The organism is Andreprevotia sp. IGB-42 (assembly GCF_009848685.1).
Lineage (GTDB): Bacteria > Pseudomonadota > Gammaproteobacteria > Burkholderiales > Chitinibacteraceae > Andreprevotia.
On record NZ_WXTX01000004.1, the window covers coordinates 342,802 to 357,695 of the forward strand.

Here is a 14,894-nt window from a genome sequence, read left to right on the forward strand (position 1 = left end):
CAGCGTATCCCCCGGCGATATAGCCCCCTCCGTTTTCAAGGAACCTGATTTGTACAACGACACGATTTCCTTCCTGCCCGCCGACAACAGCCGGCTGGCCAACCTGTGCGGCCCGCTGGACGAAAACCTCAAGCAGATCGAAACCGCGCTGGACGTGAACATTGCCCGGCGTGACGCCAATTTCCGCGTAACCGGCAAGCCCAAGCAGATCAAGCTGGCGCTCGATGCGCTGGAATACTTCTACAACGAGGCGCTGATCCCGCTCGATATCGACTACATCCAGCTGGGCATGGTGGAAATGACGCGCGCCAGCGACGATACGCCCATCGATCCGGATGCGCCGGTGCTGAAAACCCGCCGCAGCGACCTGCGCGGCCGCACGCCGCGCCAGACCGAATACATCAAGGCAGTGATGGCGCACGACATCACCTTCGGCATCGGCCCGGCCGGTACCGGCAAGACTTACCTGGCCGTTGCCTGTGCGGTGGATGCGCTGGAGCGCGACGTGGTGAAGCGGCTGGTACTGGTACGCCCTGCGGTGGAAGCGGGTGAAAAACTTGGCTTCCTGCCCGGCGACCTGATTCAGAAAGTGGACCCGTATTTGCGTCCGCTGTACGACGCGCTGTACGACCTGATGGGCGTGGACAAGGTGACCAAGCTGTTCGAGAAAGGCATCATCGAGATCGCACCGCTGGCCTTCATGCGCGGGCGCACGCTCAACCACGCGTTCGTGATCCTGGATGAAGCGCAGAACACCTCGCCCGAACAGATGAAGATGTTCCTGACGCGGATCGGCTTTGGCTCCAAGGCGGTGATCACCGGTGACCCGACGCAGATCGACCTGCCGAAGAACCAGAAATCCGGCCTCATCGACGCGCAGGAAGTGCTCGACGGCATCCGTGGCATTGCGCTGCATTACTTCACCAGCGCCGACGTGGTGCGCCATCCGCTGGTGCAGAAAATCGTCGATGCGTACGACAAGAAAGGCAAGGAGCGCGAAGCCGAGGCGGAGAAAAGACAAGCCGCGCGTGATGCGGCACGTGCCGCCGAGCAAGGCCACCAGCCATGAGCCGCAAGCTGAAATTGGCGGTGCAGGTTGAATCCAGCGCCAATGGCCTGCCGGGCAAACTGCAGCTCAAATGCTGGGCGCAAACCGCGTTGCAGCCGGGCATCAGGCGCGCCGAAGTCACCGTGCGCTTTGTCGATGCCGAAGAGGGCCGGCAACTGAACCGCGATTATCGCGGCAAGGATTACGCCACCAATGTGCTGACGTTCACCTTTGACGAGGACATGCCGCAAATCGACGACATGCCGCTGGTGGGTGATCTGGTGCTGTGCGCACCGGTGGTGGCACGAGAAGCGGCCGAGCAGGGCCTGTTGCTGGCCGCGCACTACGCACACCTGATCGTGCACGGCATGCTGCACCTGCAGGGCTTCGACCATCTCGACGATATCGAGGCCGATGCGATGGAAGCGCTGGAAACGCGCTTGCTGGCATCGCTGGGGATTGCCGACCCGTACCGGAGTGAAAAATCCGCCGATCAAACCGGCGCGATTGACGACTGACAGCGCGCCAGCAACAGACATGGTGCGCGGAATGAAAAACGGCGGGGGTTAACCCCGCCGTTTTTGCATCCGCATCTAGCGCTTACAGCCCGGTATATACCTTGGCATCGCGCGGGTTCAGCCAAACGGCCTCGCCCACTTTCCACTCGCCTTCCGCATAGCGTTCGCGCGTCAGCTCCACCTCGACTGCATCGTGGTCGGCGACGTCCACTTCAAGGCGCACCGTCGAGCCCAGCAGGCGCACGTGGGTGATCTTGCCGGCAATGGCCGCTTCGCTCGCCACGCGCGACAGGTCGATTTCATGCGGGCGCACGTAGATGGTGGCCTTGGCGGCATCCGGGCTGTCGGTAGCGGCAATGCGCGCGCCGGCCACTTCCGCCCAGCCGTCGTGCACGCGCGAGTGGAACAGGTTGATGTCGCCCAGGAACTGGTACACGAACGGCGAAGCCGGCGTGTCGTACACCTGCGACGGCGTGCCGATCTGCTCGATCTGCCCCTTGTTCATCACCACCACGCGGTCGGCCACTTCCAGCGCCTCTTCCTGATCGTGGGTGACGAATACCGACGTGACATGGATTTCATCATGCAAGCGGCGCAGCCAGCGGCGCAGTTCCTTGCGCACCTTGGTATCGAGCGCACCGAACGGCTCATCCAGCAGCAGCACGCGCGGCTCTACCGCCAGTGCGCGCGCCAGTGCAATCCGCTGACGCTGGCCACCGGATAGCTGGGCAGGGAAGCGGTCTGCCAGCCAGTCCAGCTGCACCAGTTCCAGCAGGCGGTGCACCTTCTTCCTGATCTCTGCATCGGAAGGGCGGGTTTTCTTCGGCCGCACGCGCAGGCCGAACGCCACGTTCTCGAACACCGTCATATGGCGGAACAGTGCGTAATGCTGGAACACGAAGCCGACCTGGCGCTCGCGCACGTGGGTATCGGTGGTGTCTTCACCGTGGAACAGGATCTGGCCGTTATCGGGCGTTTCCAGCCCGGCAATCACGCGCAGCAGGCTGGTCTTGCCGCAGCCGGACGGCCCCAGCAGCGCCAGCAGCTCACCCGATGCCACTTCCAGGTTGATATTGTCCAGCGCCTTGAAGTCGCCGAACTGCTTGGAGATATTCTTGATTTCGATGCTCATGTTCTTTCCTCAATCACAAAGCGCCACGGCGCAATGGTGCGGCCCGGCGCGCAAGCGGTGCGCGCAGCCGGCAGGTTGTCATGCGTGGCGATCATTCGACGGCATCGCGGCGGGCGGCGGCTTCCTGCTGCTCGGCACGCCATTCCACGAAGGACTTGGCCGCCAGCGTCACCAGTGCCAGCAAGGCCAGCAGCGACGCGCACGCAAAAGCGCCGACGAAGTTGTATTCGTTGTAAAGAATCTCGACATGCAACGGCAGCGTGTTGGTTTCGCCGCGGATATGGCCCGATACCACCGATACCGCGCCGAACTCGCCCATGGCCCTTGCATTGGCGAGGATCACGCCATACAGCAGGCCCCACTTGATATTGGGCAGGGTCACGCGCCAGAAGGTCTGGAAGCCCGATGCGCCCAATGTCATCGCCGCCTGTTCTTCCTCGCTGCCCTGCGCTTCCATCAGCGGGATCAGCTCGCGCGCAATGAACGGGAAGGTTACGAACACGGTCGCCAGCACGATGCCGGGAATCGCAAAGATGATCTTGATGTCGTGATCCATCAGCCACGGCCCCCACCAGCCCTGCGCACCGAACATCAGCACGTAGATCAGGCCGGCCACCACCGGGGATACCGCGAACGGCAGATCGATCAAGGTGATCAGCACGCTTTTGCCGCGGAAATCAAACTTGGCGATCGCCCATGCTGCAGCCACGCCGAACACCAGGTTCAGCGGTACCGAAATGGCTGCGGCAATCAGCGTGAGCTTGATGGCGGACAGCGCATCGGGCTCGATCATCGCTTCGAAGTACAGCGCCCAGCCTTTCTTGAGCGCCTCGTAAAACACCGTGAACAACGGCACCACCAGGAAGAGCCCGATCAGCAGCAATGCGATCGCGGTCAGCGTATAGCGCACCCATGGCGCTTCGGTGGTGACGATGGAACGGTGAACATTTGTTGCGCCAGCCATCGTGTTATCTCCGTCCCATGCGTTTGGCCGACCACCACTGCAGGCCGTTGATCAGCAGCAGCAGCGTGAACGACACCACCAGCATCACCACGGCAATCGCGGTGGCGCCCAGGTAATCGTATTGTTCCAGTTTGGAAATGATCATCAGCGGGGTGATTTCCGATACATACGGCATGTTGCCGGCGATGAAGATCACCGAGCCGTATTCACCGATCGCCCGTGCAAACGCCAGCGCAAAACCGGTCAGCAGTGCCGGCAGCAAGGTAGGCAGGATCACCTTCCAGAAAATCTGCAGGCGTGTGGCGCCCAGGCTGGAGGCGGCTTCTTCAAGCTCCGGCTCCAGATCCTGCAGCACCGGCTGCACGGTACGCACCACGAAGGGCAAGGTGATGAAGGTCAGCGCCAGTACGATGCCGATGGGGCTGAATGCCACCTTGATGCCCAGCGGCTCGAACCACTGGCCGATGGAGCCATTGGGTGCATAGATGGTGGCGAGCGCGATACCGGCCACCGCAGTAGGCAGCGCAAACGGCAGGTCCACCAGCGCATCGATGAAGCGCTTGCCGGGGAAGGAGTAACGCACCAGCACCCACGAAATCAGCAGACCGGTGATCAGGTTGATGGTGGCGGCAATCAGCGAAGCGCCGAAGGTCACCTTGTAGCTGGCCACCACGCGCGGCTCGGACACCGCATGCCAGAATGCCTCTGCCGTCAGCCCGGTGCTCTTGAGCACCAGCGCGGAGAGCGGCAGCAACACGATGATGGAGAGATAAAGCAACGTGTAGCCCAGCGCCAGGTTGAACCCCGGCAACACGCTATGTTTTTTGAAAGCCATGAGCGGCAACATCCTTGTTGTTATGCCGGCCAGCCCATGCAGGGCCGGCCGGAGTACTACGCGGCCAGACTGCGGCAATTACTTCTTGGCGATGCTGGCAGCGATCTGGTCGTACACGCCGCCGTCGTCAAAGTGCACCTTCTGCGCTTTTTGCAGGCCGCCGAAATCGCTCACGCCGAACAGTTTCACATTGGGAAATTGCTTGGCGTACTTGGCTGCAACCGCAGGGTCACGCGGGCGCAGGTAGTTTTGCGCGGCGATTTCCTGGCCTTCCGGGCTCCACAGGTATTTCAGGTATTCCTCGGCCGCCTTGCGGGTGCCCTTCTTGTCCACCACCTTGTCCACCACCGCCACCGGCAGATCGGCATCGATGGATACACTCGGGTACACCACTTCGAAACCGCCACGGCCAAATTCGCGCGCAATCATTTCAGCTTCGTTCTCGAATGTCACCAGCACGTCGCCGATCTGGCGCTGCATGAAGGTGGTGGTGGCGCCACGGCCACCGGCATCGAGCACCGGCACATTCTTGAATACATCGGTAACGAACTGGCGTGCCTTGGCATCGGTGCCGCCTGCCTGCTTCAGCGCATAGCCCCATGCAGCCAGATAGGTGTAGCGGCCATTGCCCGAGGTTTTCGGATTGGGCACGATCACCTGTACACCCGGCTTGGTGAGGTCGTTCCAGTCCTTGATGCCCTTGGGGTTGCCCTTGCGCACGATCAGCACCTGCAGGCTGGAGAACGGCGCAGCCTCGTTGGGCAGGCGCTTTTCCCAGCCGGCATTGATCTGCTTGCCTTTCTCGACAATGGCATCGATGTCGGTGCTCTGGTTCATCGTCACCACGTCAGCCTCGAGGCCGTCGATCACCGAGCGTGCCTGCTTGCTGGAGCCACCATGCGATTGCTGCAGCGTCACCTTGTCCTTGAACTTGGCATCGTAATACTTGGCAAAAGCCGGGTTGTAGTCTTTGTAGAAGTCGCGCATCACGTCGTAGCTGACGTTGAGCAAGGTGACATCGGCAAAGGCCGGCACGGCAATGAAGGCAGCCAGTACGGCGGCAAGCAGGCGGGACATGGAGTACTCCTTGTAAGCTGATAGCGCGATTGTCGCCAATGCATATAGTTCTGCAAAGACGTTCCGGTTAAAAACTGCATGCGAAATTGCATAAACAAACAGGGGCGCGGTTTGCGCCCCTGTCGGGAGATCGGAACAGCCCGAGGAAGCTGTAGATCAGAGCGTAGCGATCGACACTTCTGTCGATTTTACAAAGGCAATCACTTCACGGCCCGGCTTCAGATCAAGCTCCTTGACCGAACGGGTGGTGATGACCGAAGTCACGATGCCCGACGGTGTGGTGACGTCCACTTCCGACAGCACCGGGCCTTCGATGATTTCCTTGATGGTGCCACGGAACTGGTTACGCACGTTGATCGATTGAATCGCCATGATGTTTCTCCAAGAATGAATTGAACGGCTGGAACAGCTGTTGACAAACACACAGTAACAACTCGCCAACATCTCTTAAAGTAATTTGATATTAGTTCGTTATTACTTTTTACGATTTAGATTCAAGAATGAAAAAATGCAGCGCGCAACGCGGCCTCAAAGCGCCCAGCGCAATGCACCCAGCGCGATCGGTGCCGGCTCGGGAATCGCTTCCTTGCCCGGCAAAGACAGCACGCGCGACAGCACCTGTTCTTCCAGCGCCGCAAAGCCGGCCGCGCCACGCGAGCGCGTACGGTGCAGCGGCACCTGCAGATCAAGCCCTACCTGACCTTTCTCGATCAGCAGTACGCGGTCGCCCAATGCCACCGCTTCCTCCACATCATGGGTAACCAGCAGCACGGTAAAGCGGTGCTGCTGCCACAGGCGTTCGATCAGTTGCTGCATCTCGATGCGCGTGAGTGCGTCCAGCGCGCCCAGCGGTTCGTCCAGCAGCAGCAATTGCGGTTCGTGTATCAGTGCGCGCGCCAAAGCCACGCGCTGGCGCTGGCCGCCCGATAGCTGGCTGGGCCACTTACCGGCATGGTCGGTGAGGCCCACTTCGGCCAGTGCCGCCAGCGCCTTGGGCTGCCAGTTGCCGGTGAGCCCCAGGCCCACGTTCTGCAGCACCGTTTTCCACGGCAGCAACCGCGCATCCTGGAACATCATGCGGGTATCGAAATGGCCGGTATCCATCGGGCTGCCGTCGGCCAGCACCTGGCCGGTGGAGGCGGTTTCCAGCCCGGCAATCAGCCGCAGCAGCGTGGATTTGCCGCAACCCGAGCGCCCGACAATGGCGACGAATTCGCCGGCACGGATATCCAGATCCAGCGCCTGCAATACCGTCTGGTCGCCAAAGCGCTTGGAAAGATTGCGGATGGTCAGTGCTACGCCCAAGGCGGGTTCTACAGTTGTCTGCGTCATTGATGCCGCCTTATTGATATGCAGGGTGCCAGCGCAGCCACAGCCGCTCCAGCTTGCGGGCGCCGTAGTCGCTGAGCTTGCCCAGCAATGCGTACAGCAGGATGGCCAGCACCACCACATCGGTCTGCAGGAACTCGCGCGCATTCATCGCCAGGTAGCCGATGCCCGAGCTGGCCGAAATGGTTTCCGCCACGATCAGCAAGATCCACGCAAAGCCCAGTGCAAAGCGCACGCCCACCAGAATGCTGGGCAAGGCGCCCGGCAGGATCACGTCGCGGAACAGCGGCCAGCCACGCAGGCCGTAGCTTTTGGCCATTTCCACCAGATCCTTGTCCACCGATTTGATGCCGTGATACGTGTTGATGTACACCGGGAACAAGGTACCGAACGCCACCAGGAACAGCTTGGCGGCTTCATCGATGCCGAACCACAGGATAACCAGCGGGATCAGCGCCAGCGGCGGCACGTTGCGGATCATCTGCACGGTGGTATCGAGCAGCAGTTCTCCGCGCTTGGACAAGCCGGTGATCAGCCCCAGCAGCAGGCCAATGCCCCCCCCGACTGAAAAACCGATGGCAGCACGCCAGAAGCTGATTTTCAGGTGCGCCCACAGCTCGCCCGATTGCCACAGCCGCGCGCCCGCTTCCAGTACCGCCAGCGGCGCCGGCAGGATGCGGCTGGTCAGCACTCCATGCGTAGCCGCCCATTGCCATACCACCACCAGCAAGGCGGGCACCACCCAGGGCGCGGCGCGGCGCGCCAGCTGCGTGCCGACGCTGTTGAACGAAATGGCCATGTCAGCTCGCCGCAGCCGCAAGGCCTGGTTCCGCAACCGGTGCGGCGGCAGCCCGCGCGGTCGGCACGATATCATTGGCAATCACCTCGCCAAACGGCCCGGTCAGGTTGGCCTTGCCCGCCGGCTTGACGATATCCAGCGGCAGCAGCGGGAACAGCAGTTCCGCGGTGCGGTAGGCTTCTTCCAGGTGCGGGTAGCCGGAGAAAATGAAGGTTTCGATGCCCAGTGCCGCGTATTCCTTGATGCGGTCGGCCACTTCCTGTGCGCTGCCCACCAGCGCAGTACCAGCCCCACCCCGTACCAGGCCAACGCCAGCCCACAGGTTGGGGGAGATTTCCAGGTTGTCGCGCCGGCCACCATGCAGCTCGGCCATGCGGCGCTGGCCCACCGAATCGAAGCGGGCAAAGGCTTTCTGGGCGGCGGCGATGGTGTCATCAGTGACATGGCTGATCAGTTCATCCGCAGCTTTCCAGGCTTGTTCGCTGGTTTCGCGCACGATCACGTGCAGGCGGATGCCGAACTTGACGATACGGCCCAGTGCATCGGCCTTGTCCTTGACCGCCTTGATCTTCTCCGCCACCGCTGCCGGGGGTTCGCCCCAGGTGAGGTAGACGTCGACCTGCTCTGCAGCAAGGTCCACTGCCGGTTCGGATGAACCACCGAAGAACAGTGGCGGGTAGGGGGTTTGCACTGGCGGGTACAGCGTCTTGGCGTTTGCCACCTTGAGGTGCTTGCCGCTGAAATTGACGGTTTCACCCGCGGCCACGCCACGCCAGATTTTCAGGAATTCATCGGTGACTTCGTAGCGTTCGCTATGGGTGAGGAAGCTGCCATCGCCATGCTGTTCATCCGGGTCACCGCCGGTGACCACATTGATCAGCAGCCGGCCGTTGGAAATGCGGTCCAAGGTGCTGGCCATGCGGGCCGATACGGTGGGCGAAATGATGCCGGGGCGGATGGCGACCAGGAACTTGAGTTTCTCGGTGAACGGCACCAAGGAAGACGCCACCACCCAGGAATCTTCGCAAGAGCGGCCGGTGGGGATCAGGACGCCTTCGAAGCCGAGTTGATCTGCCGCCTGGGCGATCTGCTTGAGGTAGCCGTGATCGACGGTGCGGGCACCGACGGAAGTACCCAGGTAGCGGCTGTCGCCGTGGGTGGGCAGGAACCAGAACAATTTCATATTTCTCTCCATGGCGCGGGTACGCAGCGCCTTGTGACTGCTATTCAGAGGGCAGGCACCCCGCGCATGACATCACCCGGGGGCAACGGCGTGTTGGTGCCTGCGAGCCATCGCGGGTTTTACTGCGGTGGCAATACGATGTCTTTGACGTTGATCGCCTTGGGGATCAGTTTCAGTTCGGTAAAGCGGTCGGCAATTTTTTGCTGATCACTGATCACCTGCGGGGTGAGCCAGCTGACGCGGAAGCTCGGGCGGCGGTTCACCACGGTTTCGAAGGTGGCCACATCGAGGCCGATGGCCTTGCTGAGTATCTGCGCGGTGTCTTTCGGCTGCTTGTCGAGGAAATCATCGTTGTCACTCAGCGCATCGAACACCACCTGCAACTGCTTGCCCTGCTGTGTGGCAAACTGGCGCGAGGCCAGATAGAAGGTGTAGTTGGCGCTCAGCCCTTCGCCGGTGGCCAGCACGCGCGGTTTCAGCGCACGCTCCGCCGCGGCATAGTACGGATCCCAGATCGCCCAGGCATCGACGGCCTTGGTTTCATAGGCAGCGCGGGCATCGGCCGGCGCCAGGTATACGGGCTGGATGTCTTCCCACTTCAGCCCGTTCTGATCGAGTGCGCGCACCAGCAGCCAGTGCGCACTGGAGCCCTTTTGCAGCGCGATTTTCTTGCCTTTCAGGTCGCTCAGTTTTTTCAGCGGCGAATCAGCCGGCACGAGGATGGCGGATGCCTGCGGCTTGGGCGGCTCGTAGCCGACGTAAACCAGCTGCGTGCCACCGGATTGCGCGAAGATCGGCGGAGTATCACCCGTCATGCCGAAATCGATGCTGCCCACATTGAGCGCTTCCAAGAGCTGCGGGCCGGCAGCGAACTCCGTCCACTTCACGGTATTGCCCTGCGCCGCCAGCTTTTTTTCCAGCAGGCCACGGCTTTTGAGCACGATCAGGTTGAGCGAGCTTTTCTGGTAGCCGATATGGATTTCAGCAGCGGCGGCGCTACCAGCCAGGGCCAGCGCAGCAAGCGCCAGGCCGATTTTTGTTGCATATGTCATTGCAGGCATCCTGTGACACCGGGGCGGGCAAGCCCGCCCCCGGCGCAATTACTTGTTGGCAACCAGCGCGTCCTTGATCTGGATCGGCTTGGGGATCAGGCCCAGCTTGTGGAAGGTATCGGCGATCTTCTGCTGTGCTTCTGCTGTCTTGGCGGTGATCGGTTCGACGTTGTACGAGTAGCGCGATACTGCCAGTGCCACGATCTCCGGTGCCAGGCCCAGGATAGGCGCCAGTTCCTTCACCACGTCAGCCTGGTTCTTGCTCGCCCACAGGTCGGTCTTGTCGAGTTCGTCCAGTACCGCGGCGATCACCTTGGGGTTTTTCTCGGCATACGGGCGGGCCGCCAGGAAGAACTGCGTGTTGGAAACCAGGCCTTTGCCATCGGTGATGATCTGCGCGCCCAGCTGTTTTTCAGCAGCGGCCAGGAACGGATCCCAGATCACCCATGCATCGACCGAGCCACGCTCGAACGCGGCACGCGCATCGGCCGGGGTCAGGTACACGGTCTGGATGTCGGTGTAGGCAACGCCGGCTTTTTCCAGTGCCTTCACCAGCAGGTAATGCACGTTGGAGCCCTTGTTGAGCGCAACCTTCTTGCCCTTCAGGTCTGCCACGGTCTTGATGGGCGAGCCCTTGGGCACCACGATGGCTTCCGCAGTCGGGGTGGGCGGCTCGTTACCGACGTAAACCAGGTTGGCGCCGGCGGCCTGCGCAAAGACCGGTGGGGCCTCACCGGTGGTGCCGAAGTCGATGGCACCCACATTCAGGCCTTCCAGCAACTGCGGGCCGGCCGGGAATTCGGTCCACTTGATATCCCAGCCCAGTGCTTTCAGGCGTGGCTCCAGCGTGCCACGTGCTTTCAGGATGGTGAGCGTGCCGTACTTCTGATAACCGATACGCAGCGTTTCAGCATGTGCAGCGGTGGCAATCAGGCCGGTGGCAGCCAGCAGCAGGGTGACCAGGGTCTTTTTCATTGTTGTCTCCAGATTTTCGAGCGGTTCAGGTTTTCAGTGCGCGGTACGTGGCCGCGCCGTGTTCAAAACTGTTTCGGTGCTCAGACGGATATCCCGCCGATGCGGATTTGGGCAGTCAGCTGATGCGGATCGAGCTGCACCAGGCCCGGGTTGGGCAAATGGGCAATGAAGCGGGCCACGGCGGCGTTGAGGCGCGCGGCAATGTCTTCAGCCACGTTCAACTCGCCGTTCTCGCCCCACACCAGTTCCTTGTCGGTGGCGTAGATGCCACCCAGGATGTGGCGCGCTTTCAGCGCAGTCAGCACCGGCTGCAGTGCGTAATCGACTGCCAGCATGTGCGCCGGGCTGCCGCCGGTGGCCAGCGGCAACACCGCGTGGTGCGACAGCGCACGCTCGGGCAGCAGATCCAGCATCACCTTGAGCGCGCCGCTGTAGGCGGACTTGTAGACCGGGGTGGAAATCAGCAGGCCATCGGCCTCGGCAATGGTTTGCTGCAGGTGCTGGATCGATGGGTGATCGAAATGCGCATACAGCAAGGATTCGGCCGGGAAATCAGCCAGCGAGAACGCCTTGACCGTTACCCCGAATGATTCGAGCAGATGCGATGCACGGCGTAGCAGACCTTCCGAACGCGAACGGGCGCTGGGGCTACCGGAGAGAGTCACGACTGTAGGCATGCAAATTCCTTTAAACGCTTAAAAGTGCAATTTATGTATCCAAACGGAATTTATGGGAAGTCTTTTATCACCACAAATACTTTTAAATTCATTTGAAATAACCAGTTGTTGATTTTTGAACAGCGGCACGCTGACAAGTGGCGCATCGCGGCCCTTGTAATTAATAAGCAGGATTATCATAATCACGATTATGAAAAAGACGGATTTCACCCAGCGCTTCGGCTTCCTGGTCAACGATGTGGCGCGGCTATACAGCCGCCGTTTTGACCAGTTGGCCCGCCAGGTGCACCTGTCCCGCGCGCAATGCCGGGTGATCGGTGCGCTGTACATCAAGGATGGCCAGTCACAGGTGGCGCTGGCCGAGCAGCTGGAACTCACCCCGATGGCGATCGCGCGCATGACCGACCGCATGGAAAGCGCCGGCTGGATACGCCGCGAGCCGCATCCGGACGACCGGCGCGTGAAGCTGCTGTACCTGAATGCAGAAGCCGAAGGCGCATTGCAGAAAGCCATGGCCATCGGCGACGGCATCCAGGCAGAGGCGCTGGCAGGCCTGAGCAGCGCGGAAACCAATCAGCTGATCACACTGTTGCAGAAGGCCCGCGCCAACCTGGCGCAGCTGGACCGCCCGGCCGAAAACGCAGCAGACGAAGACTGAGCGATGAGCGAACAGAACCATTACAACGTGGCCCACAAGGGCATGATCACCATTTCCATCATGCTGGCCACCATCATGCAGGCGCTGGATACCACCATCGCCAACGTGGCGCTGCCGCATATGCAGGGTGCATTGCAGGCGTCGCAGGACCAGATCACCTGGGTGCTGACGTCGTACATCGTTGCCGCCGCCATTGCCACGCCGCTGACCGGCTGGCTGTGCGGCCGCTATGGGCGCAAGCAGGTGTTCCTGGCCGCGGTGGTGGGGTTCACCGTGGCATCCGCGTTGTGCGGGCTGGCGGAATCGCTGACGCAGATCGTGCTGGCGCGCTTGCTTCAAGGCGTCTTCGGTGCCGCGCTGGTGCCGCTGTCGCAAGCAGTGCTGCTGGACATCAACCCCAAGGAAAAAATCGGCCAGGCGATGGCATTGTGGGGGGCCGGTATCATGATCGGCCCCATCATGGGACCGATGCTGGGTGGCTGGCTGACCGATGCCTATGACTGGCGCTGGGTGTTCTATATCAACCTGCCGGTGGGCATCTTTGCGTTCTACGGCATCTGGCGCTACCTGCCCGATAGCCGGCCGGCCAGCACCAAGCTCGATCTGTTCGGCTTTGCCATGCTCAGCCTGTCGGTGGGCTTCTTGCAGCTGTTCCTCGACCGTGGCGAGCAGATGGACTGGTTCAGCTCACCGGAAATCTGCGTCGAGGCCATCGGCGCAGTGGTGTGCTTCATCTACTTCGTGATCCATACCTGGACGGCGGGCGCCAATTCATTCTTCAACCGCGCGTTGCTGCGCGACCGCAACTTCGTCACCGGCCTGCTGTTCGCGTTCATCGTCGGCGTGATCCTGTATGCCACCATGGCGCTGCTGCCCGCGCTGCTACAAGGCTTGCTGAACTACCCGGTGATCGATACCGGCATCATCACCGCACCATCCGGCATCGGCACCATGCTGGCAATGATGCTGGTGGGGCGGCTGATCCACCGTTTCGATATCCGCGCCATCATGGCATTCGGCTTTGCACTGACTGCGTTCTCGCTGTGGCAAATGGCGCAGATGACACTGGATATGGGCACCAGCCTGGTGGTGTGGTCGGGCTTCATCCGGGGTGTGGGCATCGGCTTCGTGTTCGTGCCGCTCTCCACTGCCACCTTCGCCACGCTGGCGCCACAACTGCGCAACGAAGGTACGCCCATCTACAGCCTGCTGCGCAACCTGGGCAGCAGCGTGGGCATCTCCATCGTGCAGACGCTGCTCACGCAGGGCACCAGCCGCGCGCACGCCAATCTGGCGGTGGCCGTCAATGCGGCCAACCCGGCGCTGGCCAACGTACCCGCAATGCTCGACCCTTCCACGCCGGCGGGGCTGGCATTACTCAATAGCGAAGTGAGCCGGCAAGCGGCGATGATCGGCTACCTGGACGATTTCCACGTAATGATGTGGGTAACGCTGCTGGCCATGCCATTGCTGCTGCTGATCCGCATGCCCAAGCGCAGCGCCGCGCAGAAGCCGGAAGAAGAAATGGCGCATGCAGTGCTGGAATAGCACGGCAGCGCGCCGCCCTTACGCGCTGGCCGCCACCCTGGGTCGCAGGAAATCGATCAGCGCGCGCACCTTGGCCGGCAGGTATTGCGCGGCCGGGTATACCGCGTAGATGCCGCCGGGCGTGAGCGACCACGCGGGCAGCAACTGCACCAGCACGCCGCTGGCGATATCGTCCGCCACCATGAAATCCGGCAGTACCGATGCGCCCACCCCGGCACGCACCATGTGGCGGACCAGGCTGGCGCTGTTGGCGCGCAGCACCGGGCGCATGCGTACCGGCTGCGCATCGCCGCTTGCCGGGGTAAACAGCCAGTTGAGCGGCGATTTGAGCTGAGACAGTACCACCCATGGTATGCCAGCCAGGTCTGCCGGCTGCTGCACCGGCGCACCGCGCGCCAGCAATGCCGGCGCGGCGATCACGATCTGCCTGAAATCCCCCAGCTTGCTGGCATGCAGGCTGGAATCCTTCAGCACCCCCATGCGGATGGCCAGATCCAGCCCCTCCCCCACCAGGTCCAGCACGTGATCGCTGACGATGATTTCGATTTCCAGCGCCGGATGCAGCAACGCAAACTCGGCCAGCCACGGCCCCAGTGCGTTGCCGGCGTAATCGGCCGGTGCGGTCAGCCGCAAGCGCCCTTCCAGCGCGCCGCGCACCTCTCCTGCCCTTGTGACCGCCTGAGTCAATGCAGCTAGCAATGGCGTGCAATCCTGGTACAGCGCCACCCCGGCTTCGGTGGGTGCCACGCGGCGCGTGCTGCGGGTGAACAGTGCCACGCCCAGTTCGGCCTCCAGCTTCGCAACCTGCTGGCTGACCAGCGACTTGGCCACACCCAGCCGGTCTGCAGCGGCGCTGAAGCCGCTGGCTTCGAAGACGGCGACAAAAAATTCAAGGCGGTTGAGGTCAGGCAGGGCCATGGGCAGCAGGCGTGAGGCAAAAACCAAGTATCACATGGCAGCCTGTGCACCGGGGGCCACACCCTGCAGCCGGGACCAGCGCGCAGGCGCAAAACAGCCGCACAGCAGCCTGTGCAACCGCCCGTCCGGCAACGCCGATAATGCCGTCTGTGCTGTAACACTGGTTTCCGCGATCTTTTGG

The 14,894-nt window shown here is 61.8% G+C and carries 16 protein-coding genes; 4 read left to right on the forward strand and 12 right to left on the reverse strand.

All coding sequences use genetic code 11. The features are described 5' to 3' along the window. Nucleotides 1-49: 49 nt before the first annotated feature. Entirely contained in the window at nt 50-1,069 is a 1,020-nt protein-coding gene (locus tag IGB42_RS08530) for a PhoH family protein (protein ID WP_159669919.1), read from the forward strand. Next, on the forward strand, nt 1,066-1,566 hold the full coding sequence (ybeY, locus tag IGB42_RS08535; protein WP_159669922.1) for an rRNA maturation RNase YbeY: 501 nt from the start codon (nt 1,066-1,068) through the stop codon (nt 1,564-1,566). Before IGB42_RS08530 ends, ybeY begins: the two co-directional genes overlap by 4 nt. 82 nt (nt 1,567-1,648) lie before the next feature. Here the strand turns inward: ybeY and IGB42_RS08540 are convergent, their stop codons facing one another. From IGB42_RS08540 to ssuE, 11 genes are all read right to left on the reverse strand, one after another. Then, the gene (locus IGB42_RS08540) at nt 1,649-2,698 is read right to left on the reverse strand and encodes a sulfate/molybdate ABC transporter ATP-binding protein (RefSeq protein WP_159669925.1); all 1,050 of its coding nucleotides are present in this window, start codon (nt 2,696-2,698) and stop codon (nt 1,649-1,651) included. A gap of 91 nt (nt 2,699-2,789) precedes the next feature. Then, on the reverse strand, nt 2,790-3,662 hold the full coding sequence (gene cysW / locus IGB42_RS08545) for a sulfate ABC transporter permease subunit CysW (RefSeq protein ID WP_159669928.1): 873 nt from the start codon (nt 3,660-3,662) through the stop codon (nt 2,790-2,792). 4 nt (nt 3,663-3,666) lie between these two features. Next, nucleotides 3,667-4,497: a sulfate ABC transporter permease subunit CysT gene (cysT, locus tag IGB42_RS08550; protein ID WP_159669931.1), complete on the reverse strand. Its 831-nt coding sequence runs from the start codon at nt 4,495-4,497 to the stop codon at nt 3,667-3,669. Nucleotides 4,498-4,575: 78 nt separating this feature from the next. Next, nucleotides 4,576-5,574 (reverse strand): sulfate ABC transporter substrate-binding protein, encoded by a 999-nt coding sequence (locus tag IGB42_RS08555; RefSeq protein ID WP_159669934.1) that lies wholly within the window; start codon nt 5,572-5,574, stop codon nt 4,576-4,578. Nucleotides 5,575-5,730: 156 nt separating this feature from the next. Further along, complete coding sequence (locus tag IGB42_RS08560) at nt 5,731-5,946, reverse strand: molybdopterin-binding protein (RefSeq protein ID WP_035060534.1); 216 nt, start codon at nt 5,944-5,946, stop codon at nt 5,731-5,733. A gap of 156 nt (nt 5,947-6,102) precedes the next feature. Next, nucleotides 6,103-6,906 carry an ATP-binding cassette domain-containing protein gene (locus IGB42_RS08565; protein WP_159669937.1) on the reverse strand — a complete coding sequence of 268 codons (804 nt, stop codon included), beginning with the start codon at nt 6,904-6,906 and terminating at the stop codon, nt 6,103-6,105. Nucleotides 6,907-6,916: 10 nt separating this feature from the next. Next, complete coding sequence (gene ssuC, locus IGB42_RS08570) at nt 6,917-7,702, reverse strand: aliphatic sulfonate ABC transporter permease SsuC (protein ID WP_159669940.1); 786 nt, start codon at nt 7,700-7,702, stop codon at nt 6,917-6,919. A gap of 1 nt (nt 7,703) precedes the next feature. Next, nucleotides 7,704-8,885 (reverse strand): FMNH2-dependent alkanesulfonate monooxygenase, encoded by a 1,182-nt coding sequence (gene ssuD, locus IGB42_RS08575; RefSeq protein WP_159669943.1) that lies wholly within the window; start codon nt 8,883-8,885, stop codon nt 7,704-7,706. Nucleotides 8,886-9,004: 119 nt separating this feature from the next. Then, the gene (locus IGB42_RS08580; RefSeq protein WP_159669946.1) at nt 9,005-9,937 is read right to left on the reverse strand and encodes a sulfonate ABC transporter substrate-binding protein; all 933 of its coding nucleotides are present in this window, start codon (nt 9,935-9,937) and stop codon (nt 9,005-9,007) included. A 48-nt stretch (nt 9,938-9,985) separates the two neighbouring features. Continuing rightward, the gene (locus tag IGB42_RS08585) at nt 9,986-10,912 is read right to left on the reverse strand and encodes a sulfonate ABC transporter substrate-binding protein (protein ID WP_159669948.1); all 927 of its coding nucleotides are present in this window, start codon (nt 10,910-10,912) and stop codon (nt 9,986-9,988) included. An 80-nt stretch (nt 10,913-10,992) separates the two neighbouring features. Continuing rightward, the gene (ssuE, locus tag IGB42_RS08590) at nt 10,993-11,589 is read right to left on the reverse strand and encodes an NADPH-dependent FMN reductase (RefSeq protein ID WP_159669951.1); all 597 of its coding nucleotides are present in this window, start codon (nt 11,587-11,589) and stop codon (nt 10,993-10,995) included. Between the two features lie 190 nt (nt 11,590-11,779). Between ssuE and IGB42_RS08595 the strand changes: the two genes are divergently transcribed. After that, nucleotides 11,780-12,247 (forward strand): MarR family winged helix-turn-helix transcriptional regulator, encoded by a 468-nt coding sequence (locus tag IGB42_RS08595; RefSeq protein ID WP_159669954.1) that lies wholly within the window; start codon nt 11,780-11,782, stop codon nt 12,245-12,247. 3 nt (nt 12,248-12,250) lie between these two features. Further along, on the forward strand, nt 12,251-13,795 hold the full coding sequence (locus tag IGB42_RS08600; RefSeq protein WP_159669957.1) for a DHA2 family efflux MFS transporter permease subunit: 1,545 nt from the start codon (nt 12,251-12,253) through the stop codon (nt 13,793-13,795). An 18-nt stretch (nt 13,796-13,813) separates the two neighbouring features. Here the strand turns inward: IGB42_RS08600 and IGB42_RS08605 are convergent, their stop codons facing one another. Further along, nucleotides 13,814-14,713, reverse strand: a complete 900-nt coding sequence (locus tag IGB42_RS08605; RefSeq protein WP_159669960.1) for a LysR family transcriptional regulator — start codon at nt 14,711-14,713, stop codon at nt 13,814-13,816. Nucleotides 14,714-14,894: the final 181 nt, after the last annotated feature.

Bases quoted from the DNA above. Each gene is read 5' to 3' on its own strand.
- cysT (WP_159669931.1), bottom strand. From the start codon at position 4,497: ATGGCTTTCAAAAAACATAGCGTGTTGCCGGGGTTCAACCTGGCGCTG.
- IGB42_RS08565 (WP_159669937.1), bottom strand. From the start codon at position 6,906: ATGACGCAGACAACTGTAGAACCCGCCTTGGGCGTAGCACTGACCATC.
- ssuD (WP_159669943.1), bottom strand. From the start codon at position 8,885: ATGAAATTGTTCTGGTTCCTGCCCACCCACGGCGACAGCCGCTACCTG.
- ssuC (WP_159669940.1), bottom strand. From the start codon at position 7,702: ATGGCCATTTCGTTCAACAGCGTCGGCACGCAGCTGGCGCGCCGCGCC.
- IGB42_RS08560 (WP_035060534.1), bottom strand. From the start codon at position 5,946: ATGGCGATTCAATCGATCAACGTGCGTAACCAGTTCCGTGGCACCATC.
- IGB42_RS08585 (WP_159669948.1), bottom strand. From the start codon at position 10,912: ATGAAAAAGACCCTGGTCACCCTGCTGCTGGCTGCCACCGGCCTGATT.
- IGB42_RS08605 (WP_159669960.1), bottom strand. From the start codon at position 14,713: ATGGCCCTGCCTGACCTCAACCGCCTTGAATTTTTTGTCGCCGTCTTC.
- IGB42_RS08540 (WP_159669925.1), bottom strand. From the start codon at position 2,698: ATGAGCATCGAAATCAAGAATATCTCCAAGCAGTTCGGCGACTTCAAG.
- cysW (WP_159669928.1), bottom strand. From the start codon at position 3,662: ATGGCTGGCGCAACAAATGTTCACCGTTCCATCGTCACCACCGAAGCG.
- IGB42_RS08555 (WP_159669934.1), bottom strand. From the start codon at position 5,574: ATGTCCCGCCTGCTTGCCGCCGTACTGGCTGCCTTCATTGCCGTGCCG.
- ssuE (WP_159669951.1), bottom strand. From the start codon at position 11,589: ATGCCTACAGTCGTGACTCTCTCCGGTAGCCCCAGCGCCCGTTCGCGT.
- IGB42_RS08580 (WP_159669946.1), bottom strand. From the start codon at position 9,937: ATGACATATGCAACAAAAATCGGCCTGGCGCTTGCTGCGCTGGCCCTG.
- IGB42_RS08595 (WP_159669954.1), top strand. From the start codon at position 11,780: ATGAAAAAGACGGATTTCACCCAGCGCTTCGGCTTCCTGGTCAACGAT.
- ybeY (WP_159669922.1), top strand. From the start codon at position 1,066: ATGAGCCGCAAGCTGAAATTGGCGGTGCAGGTTGAATCCAGCGCCAAT.
- IGB42_RS08600 (WP_159669957.1), top strand. From the start codon at position 12,251: ATGAGCGAACAGAACCATTACAACGTGGCCCACAAGGGCATGATCACC.